Below are 18042 nucleotides of genomic sequence, written 5' to 3'. Positions count from 1 at the left end.
TTCCATGCTCAAGTCATACATGCCATTCAGTAACATTGTTGCCCTGTAGAGGCAGCCTATTCTCACTGCAGGGCAATCAGGCAAGCTCTGAAATCAGACGCAAAAAATCCCGTACCCGGCGCAGCGAAGGGTACGGGAGATACACTCATTTAATCAGTTCGGTGGGATTCATGCCGGTGATCTTTTTGAACAGGGTGCTGAAATACGGAATGTTCTTGTAGCCTACCCGCTCCGCCACCTCATAGACCAGCATATTGCGCTGCATGAGCAGCTCCCGGGCCTTCTCGATCCGCACCCGGGTCAGGTAGTTGTTGAAGGTCTCCCCGGTAATATTCTTGAAGATAATCGACAGATGATTGCGCGAGATGAACACCTTATCCGATAGATCGGCCAGCGTAAGCTCTTCGGCATAATGCTCATGAATGTAGTTGGTCATGAAATCAACCACCTGCCTGTGCTTGCTGCTGCCCTTCCACTGGCGGCTGGCACAGATCGCTGTAATCTTGGCGGACAGCCAGGCGGCCAGCTGATCCGGCAGCACCAGATTGCCGATCTCCTGGGCGATCTGGTCATTGGTGAACAGATCATCCAGCACGAAACCCGCCTCATACAAAGAGTAAGTGATGATCCCCCATAGCTCACTGCCCAGCATCTGCACGTAGCCGGCGGAGACCCCTTGCTGCGCTTGCAGCTCTGTAATGTATTCGTATACAAGCTGCTGCGCCTCCGCCTCCTGCGAAGCCTTCATCGCGGCGGCCAGCTTGTAGGAGAACTTAACCGGGAACAAGGCTCCCCGTTCCTGCCCGCTGCTGTGGCTCTCCCGGTAGCGGTACACTTCATAGGCCGGACTGATCCGCGCGGCTCCCTGATCCATGGCGCGGAATGCCTCCTCCGTGGATTCGGGAATCTTCGTCCACGTATCCTTCAGTCCTCCGATGCCGACGCGGATCACCAGCTTCAGATAGGAGCTGATGCTGTCGATCAGCCGGGTCCCCAGCTCCTCCAGCTGCTGCCCGCATTCCTCAGCAGGATGAACAATCAATAAAGCCCTGTGGCTGTTCAGCTCGGTGTATTCCATCTCGGCGTAGACCTTGCGCGTCACCTCACAGGCAATATTGCTGACTGCGAAGCGGAACAGATTCCAGTCGGACACCGAGAACGAGCAGGCCCGGTCATCGCGGAGCATTTCGATCCCGATAGTGACATGACGCCGGTCCAGCCAATATTGGTATGAGGTTGGAATATGGCTGTCAGTCCGGTAGGAAGGGTCCAGGGTGCCGACAGCGGCCGCGCGGACCCACTCCTTCTCGACGAAGGGCTCGTAGAGCATCATTTTCAGCTCCAGCTCGCCCTGCCGGAGCTGCTTCTCCTTCTCCTGCACCAGCTCGGCAATGACCCGCTGGAGGATTGTTCTCAGCGTTGGCAGGCTGATCGGCTTGGAGACATAGTCGCTGACCTGAAGCCTGAGCGCCGCCCGGGCATGTTCAAAGTCCGAGTATCCGCTCAAAATAATAATTTTGCCCGTGAACCCCTCATTCCTTAGATGCTCCATCATCTCCAGGCCATTCATGACCGGCATATAAATATCGGTGATGACAATGTCCGGGCAGACCGTACGGATCATCGCCAGTCCGTCCTCGCCGTTCAGCGCCTCCCCGGCCCATTCCGCCTCCAGCTCCGCCCAGGGAATCGCCCGCTTCATGCCTTGAAGCACCTGGCGCTCATCATCAATAATCGCGATCTTCCACATCTCCTGTCGCCTCCTTAAGCTTCTTTAGCTCCTGCTGCCGCGGGATCAGCCGTCCCTCCTGGTGAGAGAAGCCGGCAGCTTCTGCGCCGGGGCATCAGGGAGCAGCGGCAGGCTGATCTCTACCCGGGTTCCTCCCTCTTCACGCTCCATCAGCGTAACCCCATAGCCGGTTCCAAAATATCCGGCAATCCGCTCTCTCACATTGTGAATACCATAGCCGCCTGTGTGGCGCTTGCGCGGCCGCTCCTGCGGCTGCTTCAGCCCGGCTCCGTTATCCTCGATCGTGATCTGCAGAGTCTCCCCCGACTTGGCCATGCGGATCACGATCTGGCCGCTGCGCTGCTTATTGAACCCGTGGACAATCGAATTCTCCACGAAGGGCTGCAGGGTCAGCTTAGGGAGATACAGCTTCTGAAGCTCCGGCTCCACCTCGATCTTGTACTCCAGCCCGCCTCCCCAGCGGAGCTGCTGGATCTCCAGATAACAACCGATATGCTCCAATTCCTCCGACACTTTAATGAAGCTTGCCCCGTTGGATAGGCCGATGCGGAACATCCGGCCCATCAGCTCCAGAATCCGGCTCAGCTCATCCTGTCCCGCTTCTATCGCCATCCAGTTGAGCTGATCCAGCATATTATAGAGAAAATGCGGGTTGATGTTGGCCTGCAGCGCTTCAATCTCCGCCTTGCGCTGCTGCTCATACCGCTGCTCCAGCGACCGGTACAGCTCCTCAATCCGCTCGTTCTGCTTACGGTAGCCGGAGAACAGATAACCGAATTCATTCTCGTAATCCACGGGCAGCTCCTCTTTACTCACGCCAACTGAATACATTCTCATGGCGTTGACAAGCTGCTTGATCGGCTTGGTGAATTGCCGGCTCAGATAGTGGGTCAGCAGCAGCACCAGCAGGATGGCGCCAAGACCGATCAGGCCGATCCATTCCGCCAGCTTCAGACTGCTTGCCGTAATCTGGCTCCAGGAGGTGAATTCGATCAGCGTCCAGATGGAGTTGTCCATCCGCGAATAGACCAGCAGCTTATTTCCCGAATCCTCGTTGCCGGGAATATGCACATAACCGGACTTGTTGCTCTTCAGATCAATCCACTTCGACCACTCGCCGGGTTCAAGCGTCTCCCCGATCTTCAGAATCTGCTTGCCCCCGCTGTCGGTCATAATACGGTTCGACCCGGTGGAGTTGCCGGTAAGCAGCTCCCGGATCTCCTTCGCTTTGATGTGGATGACGAGCACACCCAAATAGTCGTTCTCTACCATGATCTTCCGGGCGAAGCTGAGAACCGGTACGTCCCCCTGAATACTGGGAATGGAATGCTCGCCGGACCAGGCGAAGTCGACCTTCCGCAGGCTGACGGACCAGGGCTGCTTATCCAGATCGGCCATACTGCGGAACTGGATATAGCTCTGGCCGTCGCTCGGCATCGGCTGATCCATATACAGGTCAATCCCCTGGATTAACGGAATGGCATAGGTAAGATTGCCGAGCGCACTCTCCACGCCGACGCGCTTGCGGTAGCGTTCGAAATCATCCTGCCGGTTCTGCAGGTAGGCCGTCAGCTCATTGTCCCGTGAGGTGGACAGCGAGATCTGCTCGATCATATTCAGCCGGGTAGAAATCTCATTGTTCAATTCATCCAGCAGCCGCTGCTGATAGCGTGAGGTCGTCTCCACGAGCGCCTTCGAGGAATTGCTGTAGCTGGTCCAGGCCGTAACAGCGATTACAAGAATAAGCACAATCGCGAAGCTATGGAAAAACAGACGGTCGATCCTGTACTTCTTAAAAGGATTGGTCAAGCGCTTCCCTTCCTTTGCCTCCCGTTCACACAAGTAGAAACGGCTTTACCGTCCTTTTAAAGGACGGTGCCGTTTCAGCGAGAAATAGAAGGATAAATTATTGTGTGAAACCTATAAATGCTTATATTTCGAAATAAACGGTAAAGCGGCGAATGGGAATCAGGCGCTTTACCGTTATCGGAGTGATGTTTTTTAAATCTTATCCCTTTATGCCTGTTGTCGCAATCCCGTCCACGAAATACTTCTGCAGGAAGGTGAATACCAGGGTAGCCGGAATAATAGAGACAAGCGACATCGCCAGGAGCTGGCCCCATTCAGCCGCAGACTGGGAGTCGTTGATCATGCGCAGTGCAAGACCGACTGTATATTTCTCGACCGTGTTGATGTACAGCAGGTGGCCCAGGAAGTCATCCCAGTTCCACAGGAAGCAGAAAATGGTCACCGTAACAACCGCCGGGAAGGCCAGCGGCATCACCACTCTCCAGAAAATGCCGAACCAGGAGCAGCCGTCGATTTTGGCCGATTCATCCAGTTCCTTCGGCACACCGCGGATAAACTGGATCAGCAGGAAGACGAAGAAGCTCCCCCCGGCCCCGCCCGCCAGCAGATGGGGAACGACGAACGGCAGATACGTATTGACCCAGCCCAGCTGATGGAACAAGGCGTACTGAGGAATAATCAGAACTTGTCCGGGCATCATCAGCGTCAGCATCAGAATGGAGAACCAGAACTTTTTGAGCGGAAAATCCAGTCTCGCAAATCCGAAGGCAACCAGTGTAGTCGACAGCAGGGTTGCGATCAGCACCATGATTTCCAGGTAGAAGGTGTTAATGTAGAAGTCCGTAAATGTATGACCGGGAACCGAGTTCCAGCCGTTGGTGAAGTTCTCCCACTTGAGGACCGACGGGAAAATCCCCGGCGAGCCCAGCTCGGTGCTGTCCTTCAGTGAGGCGCCAATCCACCAGACAATCGGATAGACCATCACGAAGCTGAAGAGAATCATGAATACATGCCGCAGTGCAGGCTTCCAATTCAGAGATGTTGTCATTTGCGTTTTTTCCCTCCTGTGTCCGTTTCGTAGAATACCCAATACTTCGAGCTGAAGGAGATCAGGAGCGTTGCAGCCACAATAGCGATCAGCATGATCCAGGCCAGAGCAGAGGCATAACCCAGTTCATAGCGGCTGAATGCCCTTTCATACAGGTACATCGCGTATACATAAGTTGCGTTCATCGGCCCGCCGTTCGTAATTACGAAGGCTGAGGTGAACATCTGGAAGGCGTTAATGACAGCCATGATCAGGTTAAAATAGAGAATCGGCGACAGCATTGGCAGGGTGACGCGGAAGAATTGGACCACCTTGTTGGCTCCGTCCACCGATGAGGCCTCGTACAGGTCATTCGGAATCTGCTTCAGCCCGGCCAGGAAAATAACCATCGTGGAGCCGAATTGCCAGACCGTCAGCAGAATCAGTGTGCTCAGCGCCGTGTCAGGGTTGGTGATCCAGCTTTTGCCCTCGATGCCGAAGACCGCAATCAGCTTATTGAACACACCGTCTACGCCAAAAATATTCCGCCACAGCAGTGAGACACCGATACTGCCTCCGATGAGCGAAGGGAAATAGATCGCTGTGCGGTAGACGCCGATCCCCTTCACGGCCTTGCTGAGGATCATCGCTACGAACAGGGCGGCGGCGAGCTTCAGCGGCACGGAGGCCAGCACATACGTAAATGTGACTTTGGCGGATTGAATGAATTTCGGGTCGGCGGTGAATATCCTTTCATAGTTGCGGGCCCCGATCCATTTCATGGGCTGCATCAGCGTGTAGTCAGTGAATGAATAATACAGGGATAAAAATAACGGATACGCCGTCAGCGCCAGGAACCCGATCAGCCAAGGCGAAATAAATAAATAGCCGGCAAGCGGAGCGTTCCATCGGCTTTTGAAGTATGAGCTTTTCTTCAGCGATGGTGCGCCTTCGGCTATAGTGGTTGTGGAACGGTTCATCTGTGGTCACCTCTTGTCGTCAATTTGTATAGCTTAAGTATATAATTCACAAGCGCTTCTGCTAAAGGAGGGCAATGCTCGAATTCTTTCAAAATATAACGATAAGTTCAGCTTGAAATGACTCAAAGCAAAAGCCCGGGCATCTGTCTGCCCGGGCTTTCCGTTCTTTCGTTTATTTCTCGTAGGACATAGAAGCTTCCTTCAGCTGCTTGAAGGCTTCTTCCGGTGTAACTTTACCGAAGCTGAGCTGGTCACGCACAAGCACCCAGTCTTTGTCCACGAAGTTCGTCCAGCCGCCGGCTCCAGCCGACCAGACTTGACCATCCGGCTCCGTGGCCCGGAGCAGACCGAGGCCCACCTTATCCAGATCGCTCATGTTCGCTTCCAGCAGAGCGGCATTATCCTTGTTGGCCGGCAAGCCGCGGAAGGTTTGGGTAATCTTAGCCGCTTCAGGGTCATTCACGAACCAGTTGATGAATTTCTTGGCTTCTTCAGCATGCTTGGAGGTCTTGGTTACCGCCATGTACATGGATGGCTTCAGCCAGCCGCCGGCCTCTTCAGCACGCGGCATGGTCACCAGGGCGTAAGCGCCCGGCTTGATACTGTCCCAGGTTCCCAGGTTGTTGGAGAAGCTGTAACGGAACAGCACCTTGCCGGCAGCCAGCAGATCCATTTGCGGGTCCATTTCCTTATCGGATGCGTTCACATCCGCCGGAGGAACCAGGCCTTCCTTGCGCAGCTCTTCGAACTTGCGGGTCCAGTCCAGATAGGTGGCTTCATCTACGTTGAAATGACCGTCATCCGTGATGACCTGTCCTTTACCTTTGGCATACTGGTAGGCGGAGTACATGAAGTAGTTACCTGCATAGTCTAATGTGAAATACTGGCCCTGCGGCAGCTTGGACTTGGATTCCTTCGCCAGGGCGAAGAAGTCATCCCACGTCCAGCCGTTGGCAGGATTGGCAATGCCCAGCTTATCCATCGCGGCTTTGTCGTAGACCATACCGAAGGCTACAGAGCCGAGCGGAACAGCGTATTGCTTGCCGTCCAGCTGTCCGCCGGACAGCAGCTTGGTATCGAATTTGCTTACATCCACCTCAGGGGCCAGGTCAGCCAGCTGTTGACGGGCCATCCAGTCCGGCATCCAGCCCGGGTCAAGCTGCACTACATCGGGCGCATTGTTGGCAGCAGCCTGGGTGGACAATTTGTCGAGGTATCCGTCCATCCCGGAGTATTCCGGCTCGAATGTTACGTTCGGATTATTCTTCGTGTACAAGTCCAGCGCTGCCAGGGTAGCCTCATGCCGCGGCTGGGAGCCCCACCACATAATCCGCAGCTTGACCGGCTCTCCACCGCTGCTTGGTGCTTCCGTTGCAGCCGCCGCATTGGTGCTGGCAGGCGCTTCCGTAGCCGCACCCGCATTATTCGTGTTATTCCCTCCGCCGCCGCAGGCAGCCAATGTTCCCAGTATAGCTGTCATGGCCAACACCGAAAGAGAACGCTTCCATTTCAACATCTTTAACCCTCCTGTATACATCTGTATTCTCTTGCTACATAGTTATAGTAACAATATGGAATTGAAGTTCATAGGAGAGCAATGCACGAATTATTATAAAATCTTACGAAAAAATCACTCTGCCGCGTGAACGGCTCACTCACTTTTCTATATCTCATCCGTCTGCGCAGGCCGAATGTGATCGGTTATTCGATTACATTTGAGCCACGCGCCCACGCAGTGCCCAATGTGAATCGGTTTTTCGATTACATTTGGACCACGCACCGAGCAGAGTCCAATTGTGATCGGTTTTTCGATTACATTTGGGCCACGCGCCCACGCAGTGCCCAATGTGGTCGGTTTTTCGATTACATCCGGCCTACGTGGCGCACCCAGTACTTATATAGAATGAAATGCCTATTTCATCATACTTGCGGCAATGCGGATGATCTCATCCTTGCTCAGCTCTGATTTCTCCTGGGCGACTGACATATTATAAATGATCTTTGCTTCCGGGTCTGCCCAGACGAGCCTATTCTTAAAGCCCAGATTGATCTCCTCGTTAGCCGAGGTTTCGAGATAAATAAGCTGCTTGCCGTCAATCTCAATGTTCTCGACCTTGGTCGTTTTAGTCCACAACAAGCTCTCTCCCGGTTTAGCCTTCTCATCGACACGCGAGGCGCTAATTCTCACCTGAATCTTGTCTTTCTTGTATACCAGCGAAGATTCATAAGTAATGTTCTCCGGCTTCTCTTTTCTCCAGCGCATCTGGAAATTATCACCCAGATCGATCTTGCTTACCCCCGTAACCTTGAGGTTATCATCCACCTTGATGAAGGAAGGTCTGACGATGGCTCGCTCCAAGGTATAGCCGTTCGGCAAATACTCCGGCTTGTTCAATTCCGGAGCTTTGTACTTTTCCACACTAGTTTTATAGACAGAATACTCTTTGAGTATTATCGGCGGGCAGTACAAGCCAAGTCCAGGCGTCCCCTTCCCGTCTTTACGCTCGATTAGAAAGGTCGCATATTCACCAGGAGGCAGCAACTTCTCAAGGGTATTAATGCTCTTTTTATATTTCAGGCTGTACATATCATCCTCTTTACTCAACGGCTCTACCTTGGAGGGATTTTTGCTGGGAATTATGGGATACTTTGTTTTCTCAATCATATGGCCTGAATTCGTCGCCGGAATCGGCTTGTAAGGCAGTACCTTGTACTGAGCTTTGGCTCCCGCCCCCCTCCCGGCTTCACCGGAGAACTGGGTATAGCCTCCGCCCAGCATCACCAGAACAAGCGCTGCCGCCACCCAGCCCTGCACCGGCATTCCCAGAAATCTTCTCCGGCTCCGTCCGGCTGCGGCTTGCGGCTCCAGCTTGCGCATCACTTTTGCAGTTCCTTCCCTTGGCGGAAGTGTCTGCAGCATGGTGTCCTCTCCTTCAGCAGGCAAGATGCCTGCTATACCGAGCATTTGCATCACCGGATCATGCACATCCACGGGCGGAATGCCGGCGGACCGGTCTCCCTCCTTCAAGAACCGTTCTTCCTGTGTCAATTCACTCTTGCCCATAGCTGATGCTCCTTTCGCTCCATATCGATTTTTAATTTGCTCCGGGTCCGTTCATATCTCTTCCGCGCCGCTTCCGTATTGATCCCCAGAATCTCGCCGATCTCCGCAAATGATTTATCCTCAAAAATCCGCAGAATCAGCAGATTCCGCTCTTCGACCTTAAGCTTCTCCAGGGCTGCGGCAACCGGCCCGCTGAACAGGCGGTTCTCAACCACCTGCTCGGCGCTCTTCGCCGTAACCTCCTGCCGGAGCAGCTTGCGCACCTGCTGCTGGAACCTTTGCCGCCGGAGCTGGTTCAGGCAGTGATGATAAGCAATTTTGTAGAGCCATGAGGTGAAGTCTGCCTGTGGCTTATATTGCCGGATATTCTGGTAAGCCTTAATCAGGACATCCTGCACGGCGTCTTCCGCCTCTTCCCTGTTATTCAGCAGCCGGTAGCAGTAGAGGTAGATCCGGTGCTGGTACAGCCTGATGACATCCGAGAACAGGTGGGCCTCTCCAGCCTGTATCCTTCTAACTTTCTCTTCCGTAGAGTCCACAATAGTCTCCTTTCGCTTTCATTCTGTAAATCTATAGATATAACACATGAGGCGTATGTAACGTGACATTTATTTTCCCGTCGGCTCCACAACAAAAAGAGACCAACAGACAAATGCTGTTGATCCCCCAGTGTAGAATTGCTTGAACTGACTGTTTATTCTATTGTACTCTATTCCAGCTCGACCGTCTGATTCAGCTTCAGCTCGTCCGTGTCCTGGCCCGTCATCCGCTTGAACATGTATACCGCCTTCTCGGCCAGATTGCCACTCTTCCAGTATTCAGCCGCTTCGGCATGGACTTTGATCAGAATGACATTCGGGTCATCATAGCTTGTCTTAAGGAACGCCTCGTACCCTGGACTCCAAAGCTCTTTCTTCTTATTCACATCGCCGACAATCTCAGCTCGCCCGCGGATGGATACATAGGATTTATCTGCATAGACCACGTTCACCCGCGGATCATACAGAATCTCCCCGAACTTGCTGGTATCCTTCTTGGTCAGGAACCACAGGTCTCCGTCGAATTCGACCTCCTGGGTCTTCATGGGCCGGGAGACCAGCCCTTCCTCCGAGATTGTGGTCAGCATCGCCAGATCGATGCCTTTGATCAGCTTGCGCACCGTCTCCACGGCTTCTTCATGAGTGTGGTGGGTCGTTGACATCTTTACCGCCTCTTTTCTTCCGGGATAGGGAATAGGTTGTCCAAACGCATAGCATTTATTAACCAGAAAAGGCGAAACGTTACCGGATGATCCAGCATCCCCTGCAAAATTAACATCTCACATGTTTGCGTTTGAAGCCGATCCGGCCTTTTTCCACAGCCTTCATAATATTATCGTATGCGCTGATGCGCTTACCCGCTTGCTTGCTTTTGCCCGGCTGTTCGTTACCCACCTCGACCGGACCCACCCGCTCCGCCGTCTCACGCGCCAGATCATGGAGCGGTGAATACGATACGGCTACCGTGTACATAAAATTGTTCATCGAATACCGCGTCCGCTCCGGCGACTGATGAATGGTCTGTTCCACCTGCTTCAGCATACCGGCCAGCTTGGCCTCAGAGAACTCCCGGTCCGGCCGGCTGCCCAGCAGCCAGCAGTAACAGCTCCAGCCCGCCGACATCCGCAGGTCCTCCCCGCTGCTGATCCAGGCATCCGCCACCTGCTGGGCGATATCTGCTTCCGCCAGCGTTACAGCGACCACGAAATCGGACAGCATGTAGAAATACGCCCCGTCCATCCAGCGGTTGTAATCCGCCTCTGTCATGCCGTTCGGATCAGCAATGATCCCGGCAAAATACATGGCGTCATAATTGCCGGTCGCATATAGCTGCTCTGCCAGCGGCTGGTCGATGCCGGTCCGCCGGAAAATCGGCTTCATAGCGCCGGTAGCCACACCGAACAGCGGCTCCTGTGCCCCGTTCGCACAGTACATTTTCTTCGTCCGTTCCTTGCCCAGCGCTTCAAGCTCCTGCATGACCTGTTCAGCGTTCATGATGCAGCACTCCTTTATATGAAGTATTCCCTTCAAATTGAAATAGCAGCCGCTATTTCCTGTCCTCCGCCGGAATATCCGGCAGTTCGGGCCGCCCCTCCGGGTACGTCTGCCGGCCAAGCTGGTCGCCAATCCAGAACTCGCCGTCCTCGCCCATCTCCTTCTTCCAGATCGGAACGATCTGCTTAATCCGCTCAATCACATATTCATTCGCTTCATAAGCCGCCTTACGGTGGGGCGAGGAGACCGCGATCACCACGGCGATGTCGCTAATCTCCAGCCTGCCAATTCGGTGGGTCACCGCCACCTTCGTATCCGGCCAACGCCCGATAACCTCTTGCCCAATCCGCTCCAGTTGGGCGACAGCCATCGACGGATAAGCTTCATATTCCAGATATAAGGTCCGCTTCCCCTGTGTAATCTCTCTTACCGTGCCAATGAATAAGGTAATCGCTCCCGCTTCACGCCGCACCACTTTATCGGATACCTCGGAAGGTATAATAGGTAAGCTGGTAATTTCAAATAATGCGCTGTCCATGAGCTCACTCCCTTTTGATAAAATGCAGCAGATCCGCATACTGCTCCGGTGTATCCATATCTGCCGCGAAATCTGTACTCAGCCCTTCCGATTATACCACGCATCTGCCTGTTCCCGGCTCCCGGGGCGCAGTATGGAAAAAGGCGACGATTACAGCCAATTGAAGAGGTATGTTACAATTAATTTATTGAATTATCCTGTCTGCCGAATGACCTGGGAGGTGCTGACCATGAATGAACCCATGCTGAAAAAAGCAATGGATACTCTTGAATTTCTGAGCCAGGATGCCGCTACACGTATGGAATATGATGCCCGGATGAAGTATCTGCGGGATGAGGCTTCACGGATGAACGGTGCTAAGGCGGAAGGGCGAGCAGAAGGGCGAGCAGAAGGACGGGCGGAAGGGATTGCCGAAGGGATTGCTAAGGGTGAACAAAAAAAGGCAGAGGCCATAGTACTTGAACTTCTTGCACTTGGTGTAGAGGACTCAGTTATTGTTAAAGCTTCAGGTCTCTCAGAACAGCAAATCCTAAGGTTGAAAGCACAGATGGGGAAGCATTGACTGTAAATGAATCCATAATTAAAAAGTATAAATTCTTCTATTTCAACAAGCCGCTCCATTTAATTGGGGCGGCTTGTTTTTTCCTTCCACCGCCGCCATAACTGGTACCCTCGGCGTACCGTCTCCAGCACCGGGCGGGGCAGCGGAAACACCCGGCGGGAAGCCACCGGCCAATATAGCCGGTAATACAGCCGCTTAAAGTCCTCCCACATGCTGCAATCGTCGTCCTTCAGGAAATCGGAGATATCCACGATCAGTCCGCGGCCGTCCCGGAGCATTACATTTTTGGCGTGGATATCATGCGGACGCAGTCCCCGGGATCTCGCATACTTAAGCGCGTTGTCAATGTCTTCAATAGCCTGTCCGGGAATGAGAATGCCCCGTTTCATGGCATCGTAGAAGGTAACTCCGCCTAACCTTTTGAGAATCAGAAAGTCCGTTTCGGCATAATAGCACTCCGAGTAGGCGGGATGGCGGCCGAGGCTACGGTAAACTTCTGCTTCTTCCCCGATGCCGGGCCGGCCCGGCGCATAGATCTTCACCGCATATGCCTCCGCCCCCTGACGGCAGAACACCGCCGCATAATTTCCGGTTCCGAGGATCTTCCAGGGCTTGGGGACATTGCGGACCACCACCGGCTCCAGCGGATTCACGCTCTCAATGATAACTTGACCTAACAGTTCGTCCGTGATCTGCTTCAGCAGCTTCTCCATGCCTGACACCCCGCAGCTATGGTTGTTAAGAATTCTATTTAGCTTAGTGTACGCTATTCTGCGGCGAACAGCCAATGTCACGTCTGTCCGCAGGGCAGCAAAATAACCCCACAAAGTGAGGCTTTAGCATAGGTGATGACTCAGGTATTTTGCGGGGACCCCAAAACATCAACAAGAACCGGACAGCGGCTGTCCGGCTCCTCACTAGCTATGAACCATTACCCCAAATGAATAACCTCATGCTCCGCCGCACTCCGGTACGTGCCGAACACCAGCTCCAGTGTCTTCAGATTATCTTCCCCGCTCGTCTGGAACTCCTCGCCCGTGTTTAGACAATCAATGAAGTGAGACTGGAGACGGTAATGGCTCTCTTCAAAATCAAGCCCGTTGCCCTCCGAAACAACGGTCTCGGTCCCGCTATTATCTATCACGCTAAGGGTGCCGCTGCTGTACAGCTTAATCGTGGCCTGATCACCTTCGATGATCAGTTGCTCCTTATGGTCCGGCAGCACAGGCAGAGTCAGCGGGCCGGACAGATTCTGCCGGGTGGCCCAGCTCATATCCATGAGGCCCATATAATCGTCATAGCCGAGGGTAATCAGCCCGGCGTCCTCCCCGGCAATATAAGGGCTGACCTTGTGGGTCTCGGCATACAGCCGCTTTGGCTCCCCGAACAGGAAGCGCCATGTATCATACCAGTGCACGCCCATCTCATAGAACAGCAGCCTCGGCATCTCCCTGAAGAACGGCTGCGGCAGCTCATTCTCCGGGGCAAAACGCGGTGAATAATAATCCGTATGAATGTAACGGATCGTCTGGAGCCGCCCGGCCGCACCCTCATCCAGCAGCCTGCGGACCGCCTGGACCGGCTGGAGCCAGCGCCAGTTCTCGGTGACCATCAGCCGGACGCCCGCAGCACGCGCAGTCTCCACCATCCCGCGCGCTTCCTCCATGGAGCGGGCAAAAGGCTTTTGGCACATGATCTGCTTCCCGGCCCGGGCGGCCAGTCCAACCAGCACAGGATGGGTATCCGGCGGGGTAATAATATCTACGATATCAATGTCAGCCGAAGATAGCATCTCTTCCAGAGTAGCGTACAGCATCTCCCGGGGAATCCCGTATACCTCACCCTTCCTGTGCAGATTAGCCGAATCCAGGTCGCACAGGCCTTGAATCTGAACGCCGGGGATACGCTGCCAGGCCTGCAAATGCTTATCTGACCAATATCCGGCCCCCACAATCCCAATCTTCCACATTCTATTTAGCCTCCAAGCCATGATCTCCGTGCAGGCGCGTGATTCTCACCGCCATATACATCCGCCCCGGCAAATCGACCCGGAAGGTCCCCTGAACACTGCCCGCAAGCACCTCCACCGTCATATTCCACGTATCCAGCAGCTCCACCTTATAGCGGAACTCCGGGTTCATCGTGAACTGGCGGAACTTCGGACGGTTGAAGCCGAAATAGTAGAGATAATATTCATCTTCCACTCCGGCTCTGGGCAGATCCCACTCCGAAGGCAACGGGTTCAGCCCCTCTGAAGGTCCCTCCTCCAGCACACGCCGCAGAAAAGCAATCCGCTCCGGACTCGTCCCATAGAGCTGTCCGCCCTTGGCCCACCAGAGCTTGTCTTCCGGGTGAAGATAGGTCTCGCCATGCCCGACATACCCGCCGCGGACCGCCCCTTCCCAGAAGCGCCGGACTAACTCTTCCCCGGTAATATTTCCCCAGCCGTGCTCGACATTGCCTTCATAGACACACTCGTCGATGACGACAGGCTTATTCCAGCGCTGTCTCCATTCGTCTGTATTCTCGGAGGTCTTATAGGCATCCACCCGCTGGATGCTGCAATGTGTAACCCAAGGCTGGTTGAAGTCATAGAAGGCAATGCCGTTGTGATTAGAGATCAGGTGCCCGTAAGGATCATACGACGTTACAATGTGGGCATATCTCTCCCAATCTGCCAGCGATTTGTTCCGCATGAAATCATATTCATTGGCGAGCGACCACCAGACATGGCGGTAAGCCGACAGCCGGGCCACCAGATAGCGGAGATACCGGTCATCCGCCTCCTTGCCCATATCCGCGAAGCCCCAGCGGTCATACGGATGGAACAGAATCAGGTCAGCCTCGATCCCCAGCCCGCCCAGGTCCGCAATCCGCTCCTCCAGATGCCGGAAGAACCCCGGATTGAACCGGGTGTAATCCCAGCCTTCCTGGACCGAGCCTTCGTAGGGATAATATTCGGGCTCATTCTCGTTGTAAGAGTAGGATTTCGGGAACACGCACATTCTGATTTTGTTAAAAGCGGACGCCCGCAGTGTCTCCAGGGTCTGCTGCTCCATCTCCTCGCCCTGATGTGTCCACGCATAGCAGGTAGTACCGACAGGCAAATAGCGCGTTCCGTCCTCATAGGCAAAATGGAAGGTATTCTTCACCCGGACCGGGCCGTGATTCCCTTCCGCAGCAGCGGTACATTCAAACACCCCTTCAAGCTCATGCAGAGCAGGCTCATTGCTGCTGGTACGGAAGAACCACTTCCCTTCACGATCCGGCATGAACCGGATGCGGTACACACCCTCCCCGTCATAAAAGCCCAGAGCTGACACGGAGCTTTCTCCGAAGGTAAATTCCGCTTGCAGAGCCACATCCGTATATGGATTCCCCTGGCTTGGCCCCCCATGCAGTACCATTTCATACACTCCCCATTTGGACGCCTGCGCCGGGTATGACAGCTGAACCTTCTCCTGATCCGCAGCCGCCTGTCTTGCATCCTCCTGATTTGCCATACATCCTGCTCCCTTCTGTATGAACCGCAAATGCAAACTAAACGATAGCTAAACAAATATTGATGTTAATATAATATAATCGATGATAAGCTCATCCTACCTCACATGAAAATGCCCGTCAATATTCTAATTTCGCACGATTTTCGGATGATTAGCCATAGTCTATAAACTAAACAATACTAAACAAAACACAAAACACAGGCGAATTGCTAAATTTGCTCTCTTCCCCTACACTAAAGATACTTATAACGTACGGAAACGGAGGAATTGCATTGAATATGGAGGAGCTTGCCCGGCTGGCCGGGGTCTCCAAGGGCGCAGTCTCGCTGGCGCTGAACGGCAAACCGGGGGTCGGGCCGGAGACACGCAAGCGGATTCTGTATCTGGCTGAGGCCTATGGATATACAGGCAGGGGGAGAGCGGCGGCCGCTGAAGGCAACGCCAGGACGCTGCGCTTTCTGGTGTTCACGAACGCCGGACTGGTGCATGAGGAGTATTACCAGCAGCCCTTTTTCCGGGAGCTGATTCATCATATTGAGGAACGCTGCCGGATGAGCGGGTACAGTCTTATTTTCTCCACTATTGAAGAAAAGCACTATGCGCAGGGAATTCAGACCTTGATGGAGGAGCGGACCAGCGGTGTGATTCTGCTCGGCACCAGCCTGGCTGCCTCCAGAATCGCGGATCTCGCGGAGAAGCTGCCCGGCTTGATCGTACTGGATACTTGCTTCGATGCGCTTCCTGTGCCTTTTGTGGAGATTAACAACTATATGGGGGCCTATCAGGCGGGGAGCTATCTGGCGCGGCAGGGACACCGGAGAATCGGCTATCTCGCGTCCGAGGAGCGGATTCATAACTTTGAAGAACGGCAGCGCGGCTTCATGGCCGCTATCGCGGAATTTCAGACGGACATTCAGCCCAGCCACATCCTGGCGGTTCCCCCGACGATGATCTCCTCGCAGGGACCGTTGCGGGACAAGCTGAAGGGTCTGCTGGACAGCGGACAGCCCTTCCCGACCGCCTGGTTCTGTGAATGTGATTACATCGCCATCAGCGCCATGAAGGCGCTGGGTGAGCTGGGCCTGTCCATACCAGAGGATGTATCTGTCATCGGATTCGATAACATCAATGAATCGCAGATTGTGACCCCTGAGCTGACTACGGTTCATGTCGAGAAGGAACGGATGGCCGCATGGGCCGTGGATCTGTTCACCGCCTCCCTTCATGTCCGGCCCGCAGTCAGCACCAAGGTTAAGGTGGATACGCTATTGATCGAACGGGGCTCCTGCCGGAGGGTTGAGGCCTCTACGGAGCTGTAGGCTTCATTTCCTGAAGCACGGGCAACGTAATTTCAACTGTAGTCCCTGTCGGCTGCTTTTGATTGAACTGGAATGTTCCCATATGATTATGTATGATTTTTTTGCTGATCATGACGCCCAGTCCGTTGCCTCCCGATTTGGTGGTAAAGAACGGCGAGCCAATCTGGCTTAGCAGCTCTTCCGGTATGCCCGGTCCGCTATCCATGATGTGAATCACTCCGGTCGCTCCCACCCGGTTCAGCGCTACGTTAATTTCTGCACCAGACGGGCTTGCTTCTATTGCGTTCTTCAGCACGTTGATAAATACCTGCTTCAGCTTGTTCTCTGCACATCTTAGAGGCAGACTGTGCAGATCCGTCTGCATAACAATCTCGTTGTCAGACATGTGCGCCTGTCCATTCAGCAGTATAACTGCCTGTCTTAACAGCTGGACCAGATCACATTCTTTCATTGCAGACGGAGCCTCCTTGCCCAGCAGCAGCAGTTCACTGATAATTGAATTAATCCGGTCTACCTCAGATAATACAATCTCATACAGCTCTTTATTCATCTTCGATTGCGAGAACAGAAGCTGAACAAACCCCCGGATGCTGGTGAGCGGGTTGCGGATTTCATGAGCGATGCCCGCCGACAGCTCACCGATCATGGACAGGCTCTCATTGTACCGGAGGAAATCTTCTGTTTTCTTGCGTTCAGTCAGATCCCGGGCAATGGAGAGCACCATCCTCCGGCCATTCAGCTGAAGCGGCTTCGCACTGATCTCCACCGGAATGGACCTGCCTTCCTTCGTAACATGAACCCATTCTACAAATGCCCGCTCTCCCAAATGAATATCACGAAAGACATGGTCTGCCTCTGAAATCAGCGCTTCAGCAGCTATAGTGAGCGGTGTTTCATTCAACAATTCCTGGCGTGTGTAGCCCAGCACCCGGCAGGCTGCTTCGTTGACATCCAGGAATTTGAGCGGTTTACCCTGATCATCCTGCTCATAGATATACATGGAATCATTGGCTTCATTAAATAATTTATAATATTTCAGCTCAGAGAACTTGATGTCCGTTACATCTCTCAGCACACACACGTAAGCCGTTATACGCCCCTCCAGATCTTTCACTGGGGATATCGTAATTTTGACACTGATCAGCTCACCATTCCGTTTATTCCTGAAGGTATCCAGGGCAAACAGGCGCTGTCCCTGATCAATGAAGAGGTACATCCGGGCAAGCTCATCCCTGAGCTCACTGGGAACATGAGGGAAATCATACAGATTCAATTCTTCCGTGGTCCACCCATACAGCTCCACAAAGTTAGAATTAGCATAACATACCTTTTTGTCCGTGCTTAGAATATACATCGGGTCCGGACTATACTCGGCATAAGAATACAGCGAGTAATGCATCATGTGATGAACTGAGAAATCACTCATATTTCAGCTCCCGCAGCCAGTTTATTTCCAT

16 protein-coding genes are annotated in these 18042 nt (G+C 53.6%); 2 read left to right on the top strand and 14 right to left on the bottom strand.

Annotation, left to right across the window (positions count from 1 at the left end; genetic code table 11):
* Positions 1 to 145: 145 nt before the first annotated feature.
* The 10 genes from MHI24_RS23815 to MHI24_RS23770 all read right to left on the bottom strand — a co-directional run bounded on the left by MHI24_RS23815 (position 146) and on the right by MHI24_RS23770 (position 11201).
* Positions 146 to 1750, bottom strand: a complete 1605-nt coding sequence (locus tag MHI24_RS23815) for a response regulator transcription factor (RefSeq protein WP_340021994.1) — start codon at positions 1748 to 1750, stop codon at positions 146 to 148.
* 45 nt (positions 1751 to 1795) lie between these two features.
* Positions 1796 to 3559, bottom strand: coding sequence for a sensor histidine kinase (locus MHI24_RS23810; protein ID WP_340021993.1), 1764 nt, complete (start codon positions 3557 to 3559; stop codon positions 1796 to 1798).
* A 199-nt stretch (positions 3560 to 3758) separates the two neighbouring features.
* Positions 3759 to 4607 (bottom strand): carbohydrate ABC transporter permease, encoded by an 849-nt coding sequence (locus tag MHI24_RS23805; RefSeq protein ID WP_340021992.1) that lies wholly within the window; start codon positions 4605 to 4607, stop codon positions 3759 to 3761.
* Complete coding sequence (locus MHI24_RS23800; protein WP_340021991.1) at positions 4604 to 5566, bottom strand: sugar ABC transporter permease; 963 nt, start codon at positions 5564 to 5566, stop codon at positions 4604 to 4606. Before MHI24_RS23800 ends, MHI24_RS23805 begins: the two co-directional genes overlap by 4 nt.
* A 172-nt stretch (positions 5567 to 5738) precedes the next feature.
* Positions 5739 to 7082 (bottom strand): extracellular solute-binding protein, encoded by a 1344-nt coding sequence (locus tag MHI24_RS23795; RefSeq protein ID WP_340021990.1) that lies wholly within the window; start codon positions 7080 to 7082, stop codon positions 5739 to 5741.
* Positions 7083 to 7478: 396 nt separating this feature from the next.
* The gene (locus MHI24_RS23790) at positions 7479 to 8630 is read right to left on the bottom strand and encodes a DUF4367 domain-containing protein (protein ID WP_340021989.1); all 1152 of its coding nucleotides are present in this window, start codon (positions 8628 to 8630) and stop codon (positions 7479 to 7481) included.
* A complete protein-coding gene (locus tag MHI24_RS23785; protein ID WP_340021988.1) occupies positions 8612 to 9169 on the bottom strand; it encodes a sigma-70 family RNA polymerase sigma factor in 558 nt (185 codons plus the stop codon). The genes MHI24_RS23790 and MHI24_RS23785 overlap by 19 nt, the downstream gene beginning before the upstream one ends.
* A gap of 170 nt (positions 9170 to 9339) precedes the next feature.
* Complete coding sequence (locus MHI24_RS23780; RefSeq protein WP_340021987.1) at positions 9340 to 9831, bottom strand: pyridoxamine 5'-phosphate oxidase family protein; 492 nt, start codon at positions 9829 to 9831, stop codon at positions 9340 to 9342.
* Between the two features lie 109 nt (positions 9832 to 9940).
* Positions 9941 to 10663 (bottom strand): DNA alkylation repair protein, encoded by a 723-nt coding sequence (locus MHI24_RS23775; protein WP_340021986.1) that lies wholly within the window; start codon positions 10661 to 10663, stop codon positions 9941 to 9943.
* Between the two features lie 52 nt (positions 10664 to 10715).
* On the bottom strand, positions 10716 to 11201 hold the full coding sequence (locus MHI24_RS23770; protein WP_340021984.1) for a molybdenum cofactor biosynthesis protein MoaE: 486 nt from the start codon (positions 11199 to 11201) through the stop codon (positions 10716 to 10718).
* A gap of 133 nt (positions 11202 to 11334) precedes the next feature.
* Between MHI24_RS23770 and MHI24_RS23765 the strand changes: the two genes are divergently transcribed.
* Positions 11335 to 11763 carry a hypothetical protein gene (locus tag MHI24_RS23765; protein ID WP_340021983.1) on the top strand — a complete coding sequence of 143 codons (429 nt, stop codon included), beginning with the start codon at positions 11335 to 11337 and terminating at the stop codon, positions 11761 to 11763.
* Between the two features lie 59 nt (positions 11764 to 11822).
* Here MHI24_RS23765 and MHI24_RS23760 read toward each other — a convergent pair whose 3' ends face one another.
* The 3 genes from MHI24_RS23760 to MHI24_RS23750 form a co-directional block, all read right to left on the bottom strand.
* A complete protein-coding gene (locus MHI24_RS23760; RefSeq protein ID WP_340021982.1) occupies positions 11823 to 12476 on the bottom strand; it encodes a serine/threonine-protein kinase in 654 nt (217 codons plus the stop codon).
* Between the two features lie 218 nt (positions 12477 to 12694).
* Positions 12695 to 13732: a Gfo/Idh/MocA family oxidoreductase gene (locus MHI24_RS23755; protein ID WP_340021981.1), complete on the bottom strand. Its 1038-nt coding sequence runs from the start codon at positions 13730 to 13732 to the stop codon at positions 12695 to 12697.
* A 1-nt stretch (position 13733) separates the two neighbouring features.
* A complete protein-coding gene (locus MHI24_RS23750) occupies positions 13734 to 15266 on the bottom strand; it encodes a DUF5605 domain-containing protein (protein ID WP_340021980.1) in 1533 nt (510 codons plus the stop codon).
* A gap of 272 nt (positions 15267 to 15538) precedes the next feature.
* Here MHI24_RS23750 and MHI24_RS23745 point away from each other — a divergent pair, with 272 nt between their 5' ends.
* Positions 15539 to 16585 (top strand): LacI family DNA-binding transcriptional regulator, encoded by a 1047-nt coding sequence (locus tag MHI24_RS23745; protein WP_340021979.1) that lies wholly within the window; start codon positions 15539 to 15541, stop codon positions 16583 to 16585.
* Here the strand turns inward: MHI24_RS23745 and MHI24_RS23740 are convergent.
* The gene (locus tag MHI24_RS23740) at positions 16572 to 18011 is read right to left on the bottom strand and encodes a PAS domain S-box protein (RefSeq protein ID WP_340021978.1); all 1440 of its coding nucleotides are present in this window, start codon (positions 18009 to 18011) and stop codon (positions 16572 to 16574) included. The genes MHI24_RS23745 and MHI24_RS23740 overlap by 14 nt on opposite strands.
* Positions 18012 to 18042: the final 31 nt, after the last annotated feature.

The sequence above is a fragment of the Paenibacillus sp. FSL K6-1096 genome, assembly GCF_037977055.1.
Classification (GTDB): domain Bacteria; phylum Bacillota; class Bacilli; order Paenibacillales; family Paenibacillaceae; genus Paenibacillus_AQ.
This window is presented reverse-complemented; position numbering and strand designations above follow the sequence as displayed.

Bases quoted from the DNA above. Each gene is read 5' to 3' on its own strand.
- MHI24_RS23815 (WP_340021994.1), bottom strand. From the start codon at position 1,750: ATGTGGAAGATCGCGATTATTGATGATGAGCGCCAGGTGCTTCAAGGC.
- MHI24_RS23805 (WP_340021992.1), bottom strand. From the start codon at position 4,607: ATGACAACATCTCTGAATTGGAAGCCTGCACTGCGGCATGTATTCATG.
- MHI24_RS23800 (WP_340021991.1), bottom strand. From the start codon at position 5,566: ATGAACCGTTCCACAACCACTATAGCCGAAGGCGCACCATCGCTGAAG.
- MHI24_RS23795 (WP_340021990.1), bottom strand. From the start codon at position 7,082: ATGTTGAAATGGAAGCGTTCTCTTTCGGTGTTGGCCATGACAGCTATA.
- MHI24_RS23790 (WP_340021989.1), bottom strand. From the start codon at position 8,630: ATGGGCAAGAGTGAATTGACACAGGAAGAACGGTTCTTGAAGGAGGGA.
- MHI24_RS23780 (WP_340021987.1), bottom strand. From the start codon at position 9,831: ATGTCAACGACCCACCACACTCATGAAGAAGCCGTGGAGACGGTGCGC.
- MHI24_RS23775 (WP_340021986.1), bottom strand. From the start codon at position 10,663: ATGAACGCTGAACAGGTCATGCAGGAGCTTGAAGCGCTGGGCAAGGAA.
- MHI24_RS23770 (WP_340021984.1), bottom strand. From the start codon at position 11,201: ATGGACAGCGCATTATTTGAAATTACCAGCTTACCTATTATACCTTCC.
- MHI24_RS23765 (WP_340021983.1), top strand. From the start codon at position 11,335: ATGGAAAAAGGCGACGATTACAGCCAATTGAAGAGGTATGTTACAATT.
- MHI24_RS23760 (WP_340021982.1), bottom strand. From the start codon at position 12,476: ATGGAGAAGCTGCTGAAGCAGATCACGGACGAACTGTTAGGTCAAGTT.
- MHI24_RS23755 (WP_340021981.1), bottom strand. From the start codon at position 13,732: ATGTGGAAGATTGGGATTGTGGGGGCCGGATATTGGTCAGATAAGCAT.
- MHI24_RS23750 (WP_340021980.1), bottom strand. From the start codon at position 15,266: ATGGCAAATCAGGAGGATGCAAGACAGGCGGCTGCGGATCAGGAGAAG.
- MHI24_RS23740 (WP_340021978.1), bottom strand. From the start codon at position 18,011: ATGAGTGATTTCTCAGTTCATCACATGATGCATTACTCGCTGTATTCT.